The organism is Iodidimonas nitroreducens, from assembly GCA_000710935.1.
Lineage (GTDB): Bacteria > Pseudomonadota > Alphaproteobacteria > Sphingomonadales > Rhodothalassiaceae > Iodidimonas > Iodidimonas nitroreducens.
This window is the reverse complement of sequence record BAYV01000007.1, coordinates 76130-95012: the sequence shown is the minus strand read 5'-3', so window position 1 is coordinate 95012 and position 18883 is coordinate 76130. Positions and strand designations below refer to the sequence as shown.

Annotated in this window: 12 protein-coding genes and 1 pseudogene; 9 read left to right on the top strand and 4 right to left on the bottom strand. The window is 55.7% G+C overall.

All coding sequences use genetic code 11. The annotated features are described in order from the left end of the window. The 3 genes from AQ1_RS02730 to AQ1_RS02720 form a co-directional block, all read right to left on the bottom strand. The coding region (locus AQ1_RS02730; RefSeq protein WP_042083885.1) for a malate synthase G at positions 1 to 1866 on the bottom strand (1866 nt) is incomplete at its 3' end. Between the two features lie 172 nt (positions 1867 to 2038). Then, positions 2039 to 3358: a GntP family permease gene (locus AQ1_RS02725; protein WP_462686917.1), complete on the bottom strand. Its 1320-nt coding sequence runs from the start codon at positions 3356 to 3358 to the stop codon at positions 2039 to 2041. A 74-nt stretch (positions 3359 to 3432) separates the two neighbouring features. Then, on the bottom strand, positions 3433 to 4614 hold the full coding sequence (locus tag AQ1_RS02720; RefSeq protein WP_042083882.1) for a pyridoxal-phosphate-dependent aminotransferase family protein: 1182 nt from the start codon (positions 4612 to 4614) through the stop codon (positions 3433 to 3435). Between the two features lie 226 nt (positions 4615 to 4840). Between AQ1_RS02720 and AQ1_RS02715 the strand changes: the two genes are divergently transcribed. Further along, complete coding sequence (locus tag AQ1_RS02715) at positions 4841 to 5269, top strand: GlcG/HbpS family heme-binding protein (protein ID WP_042083940.1); 429 nt, start codon at positions 4841 to 4843, stop codon at positions 5267 to 5269. Between the two features lie 105 nt (positions 5270 to 5374). Here AQ1_RS02715 and AQ1_RS02710 read toward each other — a convergent pair whose 3' ends face one another. After that, complete coding sequence (locus tag AQ1_RS02710) at positions 5375 to 6046, bottom strand: GntR family transcriptional regulator (RefSeq protein ID WP_313980698.1); 672 nt, start codon at positions 6044 to 6046, stop codon at positions 5375 to 5377. A gap of 765 nt (positions 6047 to 6811) precedes the next feature. Here AQ1_RS02710 and AQ1_RS02700 point away from each other — a divergent pair. The 8 genes and pseudogenes from AQ1_RS02700 to AQ1_RS14380 all read left to right on the top strand — a co-directional run bounded on the left by AQ1_RS02700 (position 6812) and on the right by AQ1_RS14380 (position 18883). Then, on the top strand, positions 6812 to 8434 hold the full coding sequence (locus AQ1_RS02700) for a TonB-dependent receptor plug domain-containing protein (protein ID WP_042083873.1): 1623 nt from the start codon (positions 6812 to 6814) through the stop codon (positions 8432 to 8434). Positions 8435 to 8506: 72 nt separating this feature from the next. Beyond that, positions 8507 to 9970 (top strand): TonB-dependent receptor domain-containing protein, encoded by a 1464-nt coding sequence (locus AQ1_RS02695; RefSeq protein WP_042083871.1) that lies wholly within the window; start codon positions 8507 to 8509, stop codon positions 9968 to 9970. A gap of 261 nt (positions 9971 to 10231) precedes the next feature. Continuing rightward, on the top strand, positions 10232 to 10633 hold the full coding sequence (locus tag AQ1_RS02690) for a c-type cytochrome (RefSeq protein ID WP_161760390.1): 402 nt from the start codon (positions 10232 to 10234) through the stop codon (positions 10631 to 10633). Positions 10634 to 10678: 45 nt separating this feature from the next. Continuing rightward, positions 10679 to 11896, top strand: coding sequence for a PQQ-dependent sugar dehydrogenase (locus AQ1_RS02685; protein ID WP_462686915.1), 1218 nt, complete (start codon positions 10679 to 10681; stop codon positions 11894 to 11896). A gap of 64 nt (positions 11897 to 11960) precedes the next feature. Further along, positions 11961 to 14123: a TonB-dependent receptor gene (locus tag AQ1_RS02680; protein WP_052370832.1), complete on the top strand. Its 2163-nt coding sequence runs from the start codon at positions 11961 to 11963 to the stop codon at positions 14121 to 14123. Between the two features lie 35 nt (positions 14124 to 14158). Further along, complete coding sequence (locus AQ1_RS02675; protein ID WP_042083869.1) at positions 14159 to 15586, top strand: serine hydrolase domain-containing protein; 1428 nt, start codon at positions 14159 to 14161, stop codon at positions 15584 to 15586. A gap of 158 nt (positions 15587 to 15744) precedes the next feature. Further along, a pseudogene (locus AQ1_RS02665) lies at positions 15745 to 17691 on the top strand (M14 family metallopeptidase). A gap of 46 nt (positions 17692 to 17737) precedes the next feature. Then, positions 17738 to 18883, top strand: a complete 1146-nt coding sequence (locus AQ1_RS14380; protein ID WP_081837028.1) for a TolB-like translocation protein — start codon at positions 17738 to 17740, stop codon at positions 18881 to 18883.

Below are 18883 nucleotides of genomic sequence, written 5' to 3'. Positions count from 1 at the left end.
CGAACAACCAATCCCCTGATCGATCCAGCGCACTACATAGCCCAAGATGCCCTGACAATTATTATCCAGTTCCTGTTGCACGGTTTCCGGCGACCAATGGGGCTGATTGCCCAGGGGAATGGTCAATAAGTCATCAAGGGATGCCATCGGGCGTTCGGCCAGTTCTTTCTGGCGGGCGGCCACATCCATCTTGTGATAATGGAGCGCATGGAGCGTTGCCGCTGTGGGCGATGGCACCCAGGCCGTGCTGGCCCCCGATTGCGGATGGCCAATTTTGGCATCCAGCATTTCGGCCATGCGATCAGGCATCGCCCACATGCCCTTGCCGATCTGTGCCCGGCCCGGAAAGCCGCAGGCAAGGCCGATATCCACATTACGGTTTTCATAGGCGGCAATCCAGGCGGATGCTTTCATCTCGCCTTTTGGAATCATGGGGCCGGCTTCCATCGATGTATGGATTTCATCGCCGGTGCGATCCAGAAAGCCGGTATTGATGAAAAAGATCCGATCTTTGGCGGCTCGGATACATTCCTTGAGATTGATCGAGGTCCGGCGTTCTTCATCCATTACCCCCATTTTCAGGGTGCGGGGGGGCAGGCCCAGCCGTTCTTCAACACGCTCGAACAGATCGGCGGCAAAGGCGACTTCTTCGGGCCCATGCATCTTGGGCTTGACGATATAAACGGCGCCTGCGCGGCTATTGCGACAGGGGCCATTGTTTTTCAGATCATGCAAAGCGATGACGCTGGTCATCATGGCGTCGAGAAGGCCTTCAAACACCGGAGCGCCATCGGCATCATGGACCGCCGGGGTGGTCATCAGATGCCCCACATTGCGCACCAGCATCAAGCTGCGTCCATGGAGGCAGAGGGTGCCACCATCCGGGGCGGTGTAGTGGCGATCTTGGGCCATCGAGCGCTCGATTGTCGTGCCGCCCTTCATAAAGCGTGCTTTCAGGTCGCCTTTCATCAGTCCGAGCCAATTGCCATAGGCCAGAATTTTGTCTTCGGCATCCACGGCGGCCACCGAATCCTCGCAATCCATGATCGTGCTCAGGGCGGATTCGATGATGATATCGGCCACGCCTGCGGCATCGGTTTGGCCGATAGGATGCCTGTGATTGATAATGATTTCGGCATGAAGCCCATGATGGCGCAGCAAAATGCCATCGGGCGATCCTGCGTCGCCCCGCCATCCGGCAAGAAGATCGGCATCGGCCAATGTTGCTGTTTGGGTGGCGGATTTTGCGGGTTTAAGTTCGACCAGCAGGGCACCATTTTCAATCCGATAGCCCGTGGCATCCGCATGGCTGCCGCTATCGAGCGGGGCGATTTCGTCCAGCATTTGGCGGGCAAAGGCGATGACCCGCTGCCCACGCACGGGGTTATAAGCTTCGCCCGGCGCAGCGCCGCCATCATCGGGGATCACGTCGGTCCCATAAAGGGCATCATAAAGGCTGCCCCAGCGGGCATTGGCGGCATTCAGCGCAAAGCGGGCATTGGTGATGGGCACCACAAGCTGCGGACCGGCAATATGGCTGATTTCCGGGTCCATCGCCCCGGGATAGATGGTGAAATCCGGCCCTTCGGGTTCCAGATAGTCGATATCTTCGAGAAAGGCGCGATAGTCGATGGGATCATGAGCCTGACCACGACGGCTGTGATGCCATTCATCGATTTGCTTTTGCAGATGCGCGCGCCGGGCCAAAAGGGCATGATTGCGCGGCGTGAACTCTTTGATCAGCGCGGCAAAGCCGGCCCAAAAATCCTCCGGGCTGATGCCGGTGCCGGGCAGGGCATCCTGGGCCATGAAATCATAAAGACGGTGATCGACCTTCAGGCCGTGGGTTGAAACGCTTTTGCTCATCATTTGCTCCTTAGACGATATGTGCGCGGATAGGGGCAGGCAGCGATCATGGATCGCGCGGCCAGAAATGAAGGGCCAGAGAGGCAGGAGAGCGCCGGTTCAGGCGTTTCCCGCGACTAGAGAATCCCGGCGGCCCATAAAACCCAGATGGTGGCAAAGGCCCCAAGGCCATTCAGCAATGTGGCCCCCCATAGGCGAAAATGGCTTCATTGACTTTGAGGCCGCTCAAGGACGTGCAGACCCAGAAATAGCTGCTATTGACATATTTGATGATGATCGACCCGGCCGCGCCCGAAAGCATGGCGGCTTCAGGGGATAAAGCGATGCTTTCCAGCATCGGCGAGACGATGGATGCCGCCGTGATCACCCCCACCGTGGTCGAGCCCGTGATCATATTGCCGATGACCCCGATCAAAAAAGGCAAAAGGATCACCGGAAGCTGATAATGGGTGAACATCTCGGCCATCATTTCCACCGCCGGGGTGTTTTTCAAAATTTCGCTCAATGATCCGCCAAGGCCGGTGACAACAAGGATCATGGCAGAGGTTTTCAGCCCTTCCTCAATCCAGCTTCCACGGGCCGCTGCTCGCTCCTGGAGGGTTGATATATTGCGATAGGCCAAAAGCACACCAATGCTCAGGGCAATCACCGGCCATCCGATATAGGCAAGGCCATCGCGGATGATGTGGCCTTCTTCAAAGAAAAGGCGCGAAAGGCTTTGCGCTGAAATGAGCGCAACGGGCACAAGAATCGGCGCATAGGATGCCATCAGGCCGGGGGGCTGGCTGGCGGCTTCTTCTTTTGTGGGAGAAAAATAGCTGTCATCGGCATGATCCATGGATGGCAGGGTCGGGATTCTGGGGCCTGCGATATACTGACCCCAGATCCAGCCGCAGAGTGTGCCAACCAGACAGGCCAGTGAACCATAGATGATGGTTTTGCCGATATCGGCACCCACGATGGCCGCCGCCGCAAGCGGCCCCGGGGTGGGCGGCACGATGGCATGGGTGAGTTGCAGGGCCCCCACAAGCCCGGTGGCGGTAACGGCGATGGGCGCCGACATCACCCGGGCGGCGGAATGGACCAGAGGATTGAGGATGACATAAGCGACATCCGAGAAAATGGCGATGCCCAGCACAAAACCGGAAAGTGAGAGAGCAAGGGGCATCCGCTTGGCCCCAACCAGACGCACCATCGATCTTGTGATCGTTTTGATGGCACCGGTATGGCGAAGGGCTTCCGACATGATCGAGCCTAGAACGATCACCACGCCGATGGAACCGAGAGTGGACCCAAAGCCCGTTTCAAAGGCGGCAATGAAATTATTGGTTTGGATCCCCGGCAGCAGTCCGAAAATCAGGAGCGGCACGAGGAGCGCTATAAAAACATGCCATTTCCATTTGGCGATCAGAACCAATAAAAGGAGGACGACGCCGAGAAAGCCAAAGAGGGCCAAGGATGGGCTGAGTGTCACCGCTGTCTCGACAGTCATCGCAGTCTCCATAGGGGCGGCTTGGGAGGGGTAGCTTGTAAGGGAAAAGATTCAAAGGGCTGTCAGTTGCATGATTATTTTGAGCGGGGAGCCGTTTCCTGCAGATAATCCATGGCCGCCTTCACACCACTGCTTTGATAGGGGATGCCACTGAGCCCCAGACCCATTTCAACACCCGATAAGGTTCCCGCGAGCATGAGGTCGTTGAAACTGCCCAGATGACCGATACGGAAGACCCGCCCTGCCAGTTTCCCAAGCCCTGCACCCAGTGACATATCGAATGCCGAGAGAATATTGCGCCGCAATGCGTCTGCATTATGCCCATCGGGCAGCAAAACGGCGGTCAGCGAACTGCTGTATTCTTCTGGAACTTCGCACAGAATATCCAGATCCCATGCCCGCACCGCCCGGCGTGTTGCCTCGGCATGACGATCATGGCGCTGGAATACATTCTGAAGGCCTTCTTCCAGCAACATATCGACGGCTTCACGCAGACCATAAAGAAGATTGGTGGCTGGCGTATAAACATAAAAGCCGGATTGATTGGCATCGAGAATATCTTGCCAGTTCCAATAGATGCTGGGAAGACGAGCCGTGCGGCTGGCTGCCAGCGCCTTTTCAGAAACGGCATTGAAGGAAAGCCCCGGCGGCAGCATCAGGCCTTTTTGGGAACCGGCAATGGTCACATCGACCCCCCACGCATCCATGCGATAATCAATGGAGGCGAGGGATGAAATGGTATCGACCATGAACAGCGCCGGATGATCAACGGAATCGATGGCCTCGCGGAGTGCGCCGATCCGGCTCGTGACACCGGTTGAGGTTTCATTATGCACGATACAGACGGCCTTGATCTTGCCGGCCTTGTCCTGGGCCAGCCGGTCGGCAATGGCGGAAGGATCAGCACCGCGCCGCCAATCGGTTTCCAGATTGATGACATTGAGATCCAGCCGTTCGGCCATGCGTCGCCACAAAACCGCGAAATGGCCGGTCTCGCAGCACAGAACCGTATCGCCCGGGGATAATGTGTTTACCAGCGCGGCTTCCCATGCCCCTGTTCCGGATGCCGGGTAGATGATCACCGGATTGTTGGTTTGGAAGATTTTGGGAAGTTTGCCCAATATTTCCTTGGTCAGTTCAGCAAAATCCTCGCTCCGATGATCAATCGTCGGACGATCCATGGCGCGCAATATCCGGTCGGGCACATTCGTAGGACCGGGAATTTGCAGGAAATGTCTGCCGGAGTTGGTGGTCATAATGGGGTTCCCTCCCAAAATTCTATAATGCCCATTTTGTATAAAAGCGTTTTGCATACAAAATACTTGAAATCAAGTCTAAACGCTCTTAGGAAGATCAACAGCATGCAGTGCCTGCATCAGGGCCTTGTCGGCTCATTTGCAAAGATCTGATGAATTATCAGGGGTTAAGGCTTTTGCAGATGAGGATCCGATGGGCTTTATGTTGATCCCAAGGGGAAAAATCATGAGCAAACTATCCTTAGAAGACGCCCGTTCAATCGTGAGGGCCGCTTTGGACCATGCCGCCACAATCGATGCGAAACCGCTGACTGTGGCCGTTCTGGATGATGGCGGGCATCTGGTCATGCTGGAGCGGCAGGATGGGGCGTCTGCTTTGCGGCCCGAGGTGGCTCAGGCCAAGGCGGCGACGGCAATTAATCTTGGAAAATCCTCGCGCGCGATTGCCGAAGATGCGGCTGCGCGCCCGACCTTTGTCAGCGCCTTATCAGCGCTGGCGGGGGGGCGTGTTCTTCCGGCCGCGGGCGGGTTTGCCTTTCGGAATACAAAAGGCGATGTTGCCGGGGCCATCGGCATTACCGGTGATACATCGGATAGGGATGAGGAATGTGCCATTGCCGGGGCCAAAGCCGCCGGATTTTCACCTGATCTATGATGATTGGCTACATGCCTGAGGGTGGGACGCGATCACGTCCCATCATCATTAAGGCTGCCCCGCAGACAAGCTGTTTGGGTTTTCAAGCTGTTTAGGTTTTCTGCTTTATAATCCGTTGTTCTGGCCGCCACCGATTTGGCGGCGCAGGGCGATGAGCTTGTTTTCCAGATGCGTTTTCAATATCTCGCCTAATTGGTGGCTATCCCGCTTCATCAGGGCGTGCAGAATCTGTTCATGTTCCTGCATGGCCTGCGCCCAGCGTTCCTCAGAGAAATTGGCCATATAGCGGCCGCGCCTGATGCGTTGGGCGATGCGATTATAGGTTGTTTCCAGCTCCCGATTTCGGGAACAGCGGATGATCGTTTCATGGATTTCCTGGTTGACGCTATAATAATCCGGCCTGTTTTTCGCTTCGAAATGGCGAAACATTTCCATGTGCAGGGTGCGGATATAATCGATCTCGTCATCGGTGGCCCTGCGGCAAGCGAGTTCACCCCCCAAAGATTCTAAAGCCGACATGATTTGGAACATGTCTTCGGCTTCTTCCCATGTGAGAGATGTTACCTCGGCCCCGCGATTGGGTAGCAGTTGAACAAATCCTTCAAGAGAGAGCATCTTGATTGCCTCGCGCAAAGGTGTGCGGGAAATCCCGAATCGTTCGCACAAAACCCGCTCTTTCAGCCGTTCTTCTGGGGCGAGTTCACCCTCTATGATCATTTCACGCAAACGATCAGCAACGACTTTATGCAAGGACTGTCGGGGGATCGTTTCTTTCATTGCAGTTGCCATTGAGATTGCCTTGTCCTCAAGTTCGTACGGAAAATTATTGCATACAATACGAAGAATCCTTCAGAAAAATTAATCTAATGAGCGAGAGCGGCTCTGACCAGTCACATAAATGCGAACCACAAAAGCGCCGCATGGCAAGCAGTTCACTTTCAGGGGTGATCTGCATCCATCGATTGGAAATAGGCGCAAAAGCGGCGCCTTCTGCTGATCTGAAACAGAATCCTAGTCGATCTTTGGGTGATCACAAAACGACTCTTTGGCGGCTTTTTCGTGATCCTTAGACGATAGGCTTGTGACTGTTTCATGATCCTTTTCAAGCCATGCACCATGCCCCGTTCATCCGCCACCCCCCCATTTTCTTATGCGTTTATATAGCTTGAGCGTATTTTGAATACAATATTCTTCTTGACAGGATTTCATCAAATTGTAGTGTTGAATTCAAAATATAATAATCACGAAAACAAAGCCGGACTGAGGGAGCGAAAACATGATGCGCAATCGGCTGATCCAACAATCGCACAGCCTTCCAATCCTCATTTTTGGCCCGACTGATGTGCGGCCGGCACCGTCTCGGCAACAATCCGGTGCCATTTCGGCGTCAACCCATCGCCATCAGGGCGCCATGAGGGGGGTGTCGGCTCAACAAGGTTCGGCAAGGGTAATCACATAACAATCAGGGAGTTGAGGACATGAAGACCAGATTTGAAAAGAGGCGTGCACATAGGCTGATGGGGGGGGGTCGCCCTTGTCGCCATGGGCGTCAGCCTGTCGGCTTTCAATAATACGGTTCTGGCACAGCAGCAGACAGAGGACGGGCTGGTCCTTGAGGAAATTGCGGTCACCGGCTCGCGGATTAAGCGCGCGGGCTTTGACACGGTGGCGCCAGCGGTCACGATCGATGCCGAATTCATGATGGATCGCGGCTTTCTCAATATCAACGACGCGTTGGAAGAAACGCCCTCATTCGGTGCCAGTGTCAATGAACGGGGTGATGCGGAAATTGCTGAGATCGGCCTTAATTTCGCCAATGCTCTGGGGCTTGGATCGGCACGCACGCTGACCTTGATCAATGGTCGGCGCGTTGTCAGTTCCAATGCTCCGACAACGGTTGATAATGATCGCTCCGGTCCGGGGTTGCAGGTCGATCTCAATATCATCCCCACTTTGGCCATCGAGCGTATGGAAACCATCTACACCGGCGGTGCTCCGATTTATGGTTCCGATGCCGTGGCCGGCACGCTGAATGTGATCATGCGCGATGATTTCGAAGGCATGATCGTGGATGGCCAATGGGGCATCAGCCAGCGCGGGGAAAAAGAAGAAGGCAGCGTCCGCGGCCTGTGGGGCATGAATTCCAGCAATGGCAAGGGCAATATGATGCTCTCCATGGAATATACGACCATTCGCCCTGTTGATAGCACGGGGAATGATATTGTGACCCGCGCCGATGGTTTTTGTGAAAATCCGGTCAGCCAAGGGCCGGATGACGGAGAGCCTGATCTTTTATTCTGCCAGGATGGCAATAACCTGTTCATCACGCCAAATACCGGCCTGCCGATGCGCATGCTTGATCCCGTGACGGGGGATGTGGTTTCCACGCGGTTGTTTGATGATGATGGGAATAAGCTCAATGTCTTCGCCGATGGGCCCTTTAACTCCGATCCGAATTTCCTGCGCGATGCTCAGGGCAATCCGCTCATTTTCGATGTCGATGGATCGCTGATTACTTTCCAGCAGGCGAATGTTGGCACCCGTGTGAATCGCACGGATACCCAGGGCGCAAACGGTTTTACCAATCCAATCATCAGCGATACCCAGCGGTTTAATGCCCTTTTGGGTAAGAAGGATCGCTGGAATCTCTATTCCAAGGCGGATTATGAAATCACCGATGGGATCAGATGGTTTGGGGAAGGCCTGTATTCCCGGCTTGAAGCCAGCAATGTGCAGGAACAGCCGCGCTTCTTCTCGGACGTGTTTGGGAATAATCAGTTGCGTCCATCAATTGCCATCAATATTGCCGATAATCCGTTCGTAACGGATCAAACGAAACAGGTTCTGCAGGCGAATGGCGTTTATGATCCCAATCTGGTGGATGAAAATGGCCAACCGGTGGATCAGTTTTTCAAAGTCGCCCGCTCAAATTTCGATATCGAAGGGAAAACCCCCTTCTTTCGCACGCAGGATACTTTCCGGTTCGTAACGGGTTTTGATGGTGATCTGGAGGTGTTTGGAAGGGCATGGCAATGGGATGCAGCATTCAATTATGGCGAATCCAATGCCCGCACCATAACCAACCAGATCGATGCTGAACGCTTGCAGTTTGCGCTCGATGCCGTTGTCGACCCCGAGACGGGTCGGGCGGCTTGCCGGGTTTAGGTCGAGGGATTTCAGGATCCGTTCGAGAACACCCAGCCCGGGAGCGGACGGCGCACTGCCATCAATGAATGTGTGCCCTTCAATCCCCTTGGCTTCAATCCGGTGACCCCGGAACAGGCGAATTTCCTGATCCAGCCTGAAATCCGGGAAACCGAGATCCGTCAGCTTGTCTATGAAGCCAATCTGGGGGGGCCGCTTCTGGATTTACCAGCGGGCGAACTGGAGGTGTTTGGTGGCTTTACCCATCGGCGCGAACAGGGCAGCTTTCTGGGTGATCGCACGTCGCGCAATGCCCTGACCGAAAGTGGCGCCATCGAAGATGTCACGGGTAAGTTCAATACCACGGAAATCTACGGTGAAACGCTGATCCCTGTCATTCGGAATGGCGAAGGGCTGCCTTTTGATCTGCCGATCGAATCCCTTGAGTTTGAAGGGGCTTTGCGTTTGGTCGATAATTCGATTGCTGGCCGCGATGTCACATGGACAGCGGGTGGGCGTTTGCGCCCCGATCTGCCCTTCATTGGCGATGGGGTGACATTGCGCGGGAATTTCACCCAAGCGATTCGTTCGCCTGCCATCCCCGAGCTGTTTTTGCCGCAATCCACCATCAGGGTGTTCGCAGACGATCCTTGGGATCCTGATTTCATTCAAGGGGGGCCGAGCCCTGATGTGCGGGCGGCAAACTGCGCTGCTGCAGCACCGAATGGGTTCAATCTGGCAGAATTCGACTCCCTCATCCAAACGTCACGGCGTGAAGGTGTCACGGGGGGCAATCCCAATCTAAAAAGTGAAGTCAGCGATTCCTGGACGGTCGGCGCCATTATCTCACCCGAAGCCTTGCCGGGGCTGACTTTGAGTGTGGATTGGACCAGTGTTTCGGTGAGTGATGCCATTGTGCAGTTGAGTGCGACGGATATCATGTCAGCTTGTTTTGACAGCACCAACTTCCCTAATGTGGCAACATGCGACAGCTTTACCCGGAACGAAAATTTCCAGGTGAGTTTCATCGAAACCGGTTTCGTGAATGCGGCACAGCTCCGCTTTGCAGGGCTTCTGGCCAATATCAGCTATAATTTTGCGGCAGAGGACCTGATCGAAAACCTTCCCGGGCAAATTCAGATCTTCGGGAATTTTTTCCACATCAATAAACTGGAACGGGAAATTGGCGTTGGCGATCTGGATGTCATGGTCGGCGAAGCCTTCAATGAAAAACTCGAATTCCAGCTGAACATGCGTTATCAGGCAGAAGATTACAGCTTTCTATGGCAAACCCGCCATATCGGTTCGCATGTATTCGATGCTCAGGAATCACCAGAACGCAGATTAGCCGAAGAGTCGAAAGTCTCGCCGATGCGGATTCACAACTTTACATTCAATTACCAGGTCAATGACTATTTAACTGCGAGGTTGGTTGTGAATAACGTCTTCGATAATCGGGATGATCCTTTGCGGGCAGCCTCTTTGGGCGGGAATGATCTGGCTTTTACCGATCCGTTCGGTCGCCGCTTCCTGTTTGGGATCAACGCCAGCTTCTGAATGAAACAAGGCCATGCGCTCTCATGAACGGGCGAATGGCCAGAGCTTCGGGGAGGCTGGCGGTTTCTTATCCCTCCCGTCAGTCTTCCCGAAAACCCGCATCATCCTTAGAGAGGCCAGAGTGGCTTTGACCAGGAGGCGCGCATGAGACAGGGCCTCAATATGTCACATTGGAACGTTCACCACCCCTTGAGAACCAATCTTTGGCATACACACCGTAGGCATCCCGGTTCTGTCTTGCTGCTTTTGTCGTGCCTTTTTTTGTCTGCTCTTTTTTTGTCGTCCTGCAGTGCAGGCAGCGCGAGCACGCATGGGATTAAAGATGATGGCACGCCTGATCAGGTTCGAGATGCCGGGGCAAAAGCGGAAAAATCCGCAAGCGATACCAAAGACAAGAAAGTCGGAGCCTTTGGCGGCAGCCTTGATGGCCAGCTTATCTATGAAAAAGCCTGTGCCTCGTGCCATGCCAATGGTTTTAATGGGGCACCGCGCTTGGTGGCATCCGATTGGCCCCATTACAAAGACTTGGGCGTCGATCACTATACCTACAGCGCTATACAGGGGATCGGTATCATGCCCGCGCGGGGCGGCCAGCCTGAATTGCTTGATGAGCAGGTGCGGCAGGCGGTGGAATACATGCTCCAACAACTCGACAGGCCCTGAGCTGTTATGTGCCTGAGACGATCACTCGAAACAAAGGAAAGAAACATGAAAGGACTTCTTATCAGCACGATCGCTATGATAGCGGTTGTGAGTCCGGCCTTTGCGCAGGAGCGACCGGTGGTCGGTGCTCCGCCGCCCATGCCGGAAGAGACCTTCCATATGAATCCCGAAGGCTATGCCGTTGAGGAGTATGTCACCGGTCTTGAGGCCGTTTGGGATATTGCTTTTCTGCCCGATGGTGCGGCTTTGATCAGCGAACGGCCGGGTCGTATCCGCTATGTTTCGCCTGAGGGTGTTTTGCAGGAAGAGCCTTGGGTGGCCCCTGAAATCGTTACCGGCGATGAGAATGGCGGCGGCATGATGGGGCTGGCCGTTCACCCCGATTTTCCGGAAAAGCCCTATGTTTATGCCATGTATTCAGGGCATGTGCTGGGCGGGCGTGCCAATCGGGTCGTTCGCTTTCGTCATGAGGGCACCCATGGGGTGGATGAAGAGGTGATCGTCGATATGTTGCCGGCCGGGAATACGCATTTCGGCGGGCGCATCGATTTCGGTCCCGATGGCATGTTATATGTGACCCAAGGCGATACGGGGCAGCGGTCTTCGGCGCAAACCATTCGCGATATGCGGGGCACCATCATGCGCTTTACCCCTGAAGGCGAGATCCCTGACACTAATCCCTGGCCGCATTCGCCTGTCTGGTCGATGGGAATGCGCAATACCGCCGGTTTGTCATGGCATCCGGAAACCGGCACCTTATTTGCTTCTGATCATGGGGCTTCGGGTGAATGGCGCGATCCTTTGATCGGCGCTCGTGATGAAGTCAATATTATCCAAAAGGGCGGGAATTACGGTTGGCCTGCGGTGGTGGGCGCGCCGGGATTACCGGATTATATCGATCCGATCCTGATGTGGGAAAAGGCGCCTTTGCCGCCGGGCGATCTGGTTTTCTATGATGGCGATCTGATGCCGGACCTGAAAGGCGATCTGTTTTTGGCGACCTTGCGGACCGAAACCCTGATGCGCATTCGTTTCGATGATCCCAATGATCCCCATAAGCCAACCGGGCTGGAGCGCTGGTTTACGGATCGTGATCTTGGGGATACGCCGCTTGGCGAAGGGCCTTCGCATTATGGGCGTTTGCGGGCCGTAACGGTTGGACCTGATGGCGCGATCTATTTCGGGACCACCAATCGTGATCGCGGACGTGGCACCATTCGGGAGACCGACGACAGAGTTCTGCGGATCGTCCCCGCCCGCTGAAACGAACCGGGATGGTCGTTTCTGGCCATCCCGGCTGCTGTCCTTTCAGGAGTATTTTGTCATTTTGACAGATCAGAATTTTGCCCGCTATCCGATGAAGGCTCTGGCGCATAAAATGATCATAGCCAGCCTGGGTTGCCTTGGCTGCATCGGCGGGATGGTGGCTGCCCAGTCCGCAAAAGCCATCGAAGACACGGGGGCCATCAATAAGAATGAGGACATCAAGGAAATAGCGGTCACCACCACAAGGCTGGAAGAGCCGTCCGCACGAACGGCCTGGTCGGTGACCCGCCTGGAATACAGCGATCTTCGCAACGCCCCGGCAACGACATTCGATCGCATTCTCACCGATGTGCCGGGTGTGACACTGTTTCGCCGTGCATCATCATTGGCGGCGCATCCCACCACCCAGGGTGTAACTTTGCGCGGGATCGGCCCGAATGGTGCCGGGCGTGCGCTGGTCACCCTTGATGGGGTGCCCCTGAATGATCCTTTTGGCGGCTGGGTCACCTGGTCGGCGATTGATCCGGCCCGGATTGGCGCGGTGGAAATCCAGCGTGGCGGTGGTGCCGGGGCCATGGGCAATCAGGCGCTGACCGGCCATATCCAATTGGAAAGCCGGATGCCGGAAGATTTCGATCTGTGGGGTGAAGCCCGTGGCGGCAATTTCGGTACGGTGGATGTTTCTGCCGGATTGGGTGATCGCATCGGCGCTACGGCTTTTTCCCTTTCAGGGCGTTATTTCAATAGCGATGGCTTTAATCTCCGCCCCGAAGATCAGCGCGGGCCGGTGGATGTGCCAGCGGCCCTGGAAACGGGCAGTATCGATGCCCGGGGCGAATGGCAGATTGCGGACAGCACCACCTTGCGCGGGCGTGTGGGCTGGTTTCGGGAAGAAGGCGTGAATGGTCTGGCGCTTTCCACCAATAAAACCGATGCGCTGGATCTTTCGCTGGGGCTGGTGATCGATGGTGGCAGGTTGGGGCCAAGCCTTGAAATCATCGGCTGGTATCATGATCGCGATTTCGCCAATAGCTTTGCGGCTGTATTTGATGAAGCGCGGACGGTGGAACGTCAGGTGCTTGATCAATTCGATGTGCCGGCCGAAGGGATGGGGGGCAATGCCATTCTGCGCCTGCCCATAGCAGAGGATGGCGTTTTGGAATTCGGCACGGATCTGCGCAGGCTCGAGGGCGCAACCAATGAACTGTTTCGCAATCTGGGTGATGGCTTTACCCGGCTGAGACAGGCGGGCGGCGATCAGTGGCTGATCGGCGGCTGGGTGGAATATGCCGGAAGCCTGACCGAGCGGCTGGAAATCAGCAGTGGCGTGCGGCTGGATTACTGGAAAACCTTTGACGGGTTCCTGCAGGAGAGCGATCGGGCCGATGGCACCATTCTGCGCGATGATGCGATCACGGATCGTTCTGATACGCTTGTCAATGGGCGGCTGGCTCTGGCCTATCGGTTGCATGAAAAGCTGCGCCTGCGCTTGTCGGGCTATACTGGTTTTCGTCTGCCCACGATCAATGAATTCTTTCGTCCGTTTCGGGTCGGGAATGATATTACTGAAGCCAATCCCAATCTCACAGCCGAACGGCTTTATGGTACCGAACTGGGTTTGGAGTTAAGCGTGGCAGATGGCGTGGTCGTTTCAGCCACCTATTTCCGAAATTGGCTGAAAAATGGTGTGGGCAATATAACGCTGGCCGAAGGCCCCGGCGTCTTTCCGCCTGCAGGGTTTGTGCCGGCAGGCGGCAGCCTGCGTCAGCGGCAGAATATCGAACGCATCATTGCCGATGGGATCGAGCTGGAAGCCCGGGCGGCGCTGCCGGGCGATCTGGCGCTGGTGGCGCGCTATCTGTTTACCGATGCCCGGATCACGCAATCGGATGATTTTCCGGCACTGGTGGGGAATCGCCTGGCCCAAAGCGCCAAGCACAGTGCCGCCCTTGATCTGCGCTGGGAACCGTCCTTGCCCTGGCGCTTGAGCCTGAGCGCACGGACCGAAGGCGATCGTTTTGAAGATGATCTGGGGAGCCGGACGCTTTCAGGGTTCTTTACCCTGGATGCGGCTGTTTTTTATGAAATAACCGAGACGACCGAGCTGTTTGTCTCGGCCGAGAATGTTTTCGACAAAGCCATAGCCAGCCAGATCGATGGTGATGGTCTTTTGACCCGCGCCCGGCCACGTTTGGTTTCGGGCGGTGTCAGAATAGGGTTATGATCATGCAAAAGGCTAACAGTTCAGGGAGAAAAAACATGCGGGCAAGCTATCTGACAAGGGGTGTGCTGGGTCTGGTCCTGATGGCACCAGCCCTTTCCATGGCTCAGGAAACCGAGACCGAAGAAACGGTGAGGGCCTATGCTGCGGGATATAAGGCGCATTTTACCTGTTCGGCCACCTTCAATGGGGGCAAGACATTGGCGCAGATCAAGGCTCATGAACTGACGGGGATTTATCCGCTGGTTGCCGATCTTGTGGCGCAATTGCCAGATGCCGAGATCGATGCCGAAAAAAAGCGGGTCAGCGTGCGCTATGATCCCGATATGCCGCCCCGGATTTCCCAATGGCGTCCGCATCTGGGATGTGCGCAGCTTCCTGTGGGGGCGGAGGCTTCCGCCGCAGCCTATCTGCCCGCCATCGATCTGCCCGAACCCGATGCCCGCACCGATGATGGTGCCCCTTGGCAGGAAAAAGCGCCAATCAATGGCGATAGCGGCCATCAGGCGCTTGATAAAGTTATGCGGGCGGCCATTGAGGGGGATGCCCGCTATGGGGCCAATGCCCTGACATCGGTTGTGATGGTGGCAACGCCCGAGGCGATCCTGAGCGAACATTATATCGAAGGCTTTACCCCAACGACATCACAGCGCACCTGGTCCGTCGCCAAATCAATTGCCGTCAGCGTGCTGGGTGCCGCCGTTCAGCAGGGTATGCTGGATGTGAAAGCCCCCGCAACGGTGCCGGAATGGAACCATCCTGCCGATCCGCGCCGGGCGATTACCTTGGAACAGCTTTTGCACATGGCCAGCGGGCTGGATAGCAATCAGGCGGGAAACCGCACGGATCGCCTTTATATCGGCGGCGGGGCCGTCACCGATACATCCACGGAATTTGCCCTTGAAGCGCCCCCCGGAAAACGTTGGAAATACGCCAATAATGATACCCTGCTCTCGGTCCGGGCCTTGCGGGGCGCGATGGGCGATGATGCGGCTTTCCTGCGCTTTCCCTTCGAAGCGCTGCTTTACAAGATCGGCATGGTGCATACCAAGCCCGAAACCGATTGGCGGGGCGATTTCGTCCTCTCCAGCCAGGTCTGGACCACGGCCCGCGATCTGGCGCGGCTGGGCGTGCTTTATCTCAATGATGGGGTTTGGGATGGGGAACAGATTTTGCCCGAAGGCTGGGCACAATATGTATCCACGCCCGCGCCCAGCCAGCCGCCCCTTGATCGCGGCGGCAGCGGGGTCACCCCGGGCTATGGGGCGCAATGGTGGCTTTATAATGAACGTTTTCCCGATATTCCGAACGATAGCTTCGCGGCCTTGGGGAATCGCGGCCAGTATCTGGTGGTGATCCCTTCGCGCAATCTGGTGATCATTCGGCGTGGCTATGACCCGGCCCGTGGGGATCGTTTCAAGCTTGATGTTTTCATCCGCGATGTGCTGGCGGCTATCAGGGAATGAACGGGCCATCCTTTCATGGGGGATGTTCTAAGCATCCCCTGTGTGCGGGCCATCTGCCAAGGCCATATTTTTAAAAGCGAACGGGACAAGACGATCTTCGGAACTTAGTGGTTTTTTTGCCCAAAACAGATGCATTCAAAATGCAATAAGGATTATTGATGATGATACGTTCGATTGGTTTCATGCTGGCTTTGCTGGTCGCCACGCCTGTGCAGGCACAGGGAGATGGGGCCATAGGGCGCGAAAGCGCATCCGGCATCCCATCCCCTGAAGCGGTTCTGGGCCATCAGCCGGGGGTTAAAACCTATCGCGATGGTCAGGTCACCCAATATCTGCGCACAGTGGCCGAACAATCTGATCGGGTGACTTATGAAACGATTGGCTATTCCCATGAAGGGCGGCCCATCGATTTCTTTGTGGTGACCTCGCCGGATAATCATGCCCGCCTTGAAGATATCCGTCAGCAGCATCTGCGCCTGTCAAAGGCGGATGCGTCTGTCGCGGTCGGCGATGATATGCCGGTGGTGATCTGACTTGGCTATGGAATCCATGGGGCCGAAGCGGCTGGTTTGGAAGCCTCTGTTCCGGTCATGCACCGTTTGGCTTCAGCGCAGGATCAACAAACCCGGGATTTATTGGATAAAAGCATCATCTTGATGGTCGCCCCGATGAACCCCGATGGCCATGCCCGGCGGATCGATCACAGCCTGAGCTATATGTCAGAAACCATCGTTCGTGATCCCGAAAATGCGGGCCATGATCTATGGGCACGGCAAAGGGCCAATCATTATGGCTTTGATCTCAATCGGCAGTGGCTTTTATTGGCGCAGCCCGAAGCCCGGGCCTGGATGCAGAAATGGCACGCCTGGAAGCCCAATATTTCGGCCGATTATCATGAGATGGGCACCACATCCACAAGGCCGACGACCTATTTTTTCCATCCCGGCGAAGCAGGCCGCACCAATAGCCTGATCCCCAAAGAAACCCGGACGTTGGCAAAGGAAATCGGCCAATATCACACCCGATCCTTTGATGAGATGAAAGAGCTTTATTTCACGGAAGAGCTGTTTGATACCTATTATATCGGCACCGGCTCAAGCTACCCGCAGATCAATGGGTCCATCGGGATGCTGTTTGAGGTGGGAACCGCCAAGCTGATCGAGGTCGATACCCCTTTGGGGCGCAGAAGCCTTGCCAATAATATCGATATGCATGTGGCCACAGCGATCAATTCGGTGCGCGCGGCCGTGGCCATGCGCGAAACACTGCTGAACTATCAGCGCCAGTTTGCGCTGAATTCTTTGGACCTTGCCCAATCTGATCGTCGCGGCGGTTCTTTCTCCACCCTTGAAATGCCAAAAATATTGCTGTTGTTCCAGGATGGCATCCAAAGATTTGATATGGGCCATCTATGGGATTTGCTGGATCGGCAGATGGGTTTGGCTGTGACCTTAAAGCAGAAAGACAGGCTGGGTGAGATCGATTGGGATCACTATACCCATATCATTTTGCCGGGTGGTCGCGGGGTCGGGCTGGAAGATCGGCTTATCAGCCGGGCCGCTCAATGGATCCGGGAGGGGGGAACCTTCATCGGCATCCGCCATGGCGCGGAATGGGCCCAACAGGCCTTTCTGGGCAGGGCCCCCGTCATGTCTGAATTGAGCATCATGAAAGAAGATCGTCTGGCTGTTGATGATCTGCGGGCGCGCGAGGCGCGAGACGTGATCGGTGGGGCTATTTTTCTCAGCGATCTTGATCTCTCGCATCCTCTTGCTTTTGGTTATGATCGCAAGCTGTTGCCATCCCACCGCGATACCGCCATCCGCTTGGCCACACCGGAAAATCCTGTTGCCTCGGTTGCGCGTTATGTGGCCGATGCCCCGGTCAAATCGGGCTATGTCTCTCCGGCGCGGCAGGCCGAGCTGGCCGGAAGCCCTATGCTGGTGGCCGAGCGCATGGGCGATGGAAGCGTCATCCTGATGACCGACAATCCAAATTTCCGGGGGGCCTATCTCGGAACCAACCGCTTGCTGCTGAATGGCCTGTTTTTATCCAAGGCCTTTTCCTCGCCCCGCACGCAGGGCGGCGCGCATTACAGACCCTGAGCTTTACCAAAGGCTGTTTTTCTGCTGATCCTGAAAGGATAGATCCATGTCTAGCTGGTTGAAGTCACTCAGTTTCCTAATCTTTGCGACCGCCGCCTGTGGCGAGTCTTCGGTGCCTGATCGGGCGGCATCGTCCGATGAAAATCAGGCGCCCGCGCATTATGATGCGGCGGCCTTCCTCGAAAGCGATACCTATTTGCTGGGCCATGCGGGCGGCCATGCCTTTTCACCCGATGGCAGTCGGATTCTGGTCAATTCGGATCGCAGCGGCGTTTTCAAGGCCTATGCTTTGGGGCCAGAGGCGGAACAGTTCGAATCCTTTGGCGGGGATGCGCTCAATTCCCTTTATGGGGTTTCGTGGTTTCCTGCAGGACCGCGTATTTTGCTGACGGGGGATCGCGGCGGCAATAAACATAATAGTGTTTTCGTGCGCGAGCCGGATGGCAGCCTGATCGACCTCACTCCCCCCGGAGACTATGAAGTGGCGGGGCAGGAATCCGGCCTGCGCTTTCTGGGTTGGCGGAATGACGGCACGGCCTTTTATCTGACATCGACAGAACGCGATCCAGAGGTTGCCGATCTCTATGTTTATGATGCGACCAGCTATGAACGGAAGATGCTGTTCAAAAATTCCCGCGAACTGCCTTTTCCCACCCGGGGCTTCAAGCTCAGCCCGGATGGCCGTTGGCTTTCCCTTGATTTTCATCACACCCGTTATGATTTCGATCTGTATCTGGTTGATCTGGAAAGTGCTGATCGCGAACCGCGTTTGATTTTGACCAGCGAAGGGCGAGAGGTCATCCATACCGGCTATGGGTTTACCCCCGACAGCCAAAAGCTGATCTATGGAACCGATGCAACGGGCGAATTTCTGGAAGCCCGGACCTATGATATCGCAAGCGCTGAAACCGCGCCGCTGGTAGAAGCCGATTGGGATGTGGTGGATGTCGCTTTTTCGGCGGATGGGCGCTATCGGTTGGCGACGATCAATGTGGATGCAAAATTCGAGACCCGGATTTTCGATACGGAGCAGGATCGTTTGATCGATCTGTCTTTCATGCCCGAAGGCCAGATCCGCAATCCACGTTTTGCCGAAGGTGGCCGGATGGCGGTAGAACTGGTGCGTGATACCAGCCCACCGGAAATCCATCTGGTCGATCTGGAACAGCGCGTGTCAATGCGTCTCACCTGA

Bases quoted from the DNA above. Each gene is read 5' to 3' on its own strand.
- AQ1_RS02725 (WP_462686917.1), bottom strand. From the start codon at position 3,358: ATGACTGTCGAGACAGCGGTGACACTCAGCCCATCCTTGGCCCTCTTT.
- AQ1_RS02685 (WP_462686915.1), top strand. From the start codon at position 10,679: ATGAAAGGACTTCTTATCAGCACGATCGCTATGATAGCGGTTGTGAGT.
- AQ1_RS02720 (WP_042083882.1), bottom strand. From the start codon at position 4,614: ATGACCACCAACTCCGGCAGACATTTCCTGCAAATTCCCGGTCCTACG.
- AQ1_RS02675 (WP_042083869.1), top strand. From the start codon at position 14,159: ATGCGGGCAAGCTATCTGACAAGGGGTGTGCTGGGTCTGGTCCTGATG.
- AQ1_RS02710 (WP_313980698.1), bottom strand. From the start codon at position 6,046: ATGAAAGAAACGATCCCCCGACAGTCCTTGCATAAAGTCGTTGCTGAT.
- AQ1_RS02715 (WP_042083940.1), top strand. From the start codon at position 4,841: ATGAGCAAACTATCCTTAGAAGACGCCCGTTCAATCGTGAGGGCCGCT.
- AQ1_RS14380 (WP_081837028.1), top strand. From the start codon at position 17,738: ATGTCTAGCTGGTTGAAGTCACTCAGTTTCCTAATCTTTGCGACCGCC.
- AQ1_RS02700 (WP_042083873.1), top strand. From the start codon at position 6,812: ATGGGCGTCAGCCTGTCGGCTTTCAATAATACGGTTCTGGCACAGCAG.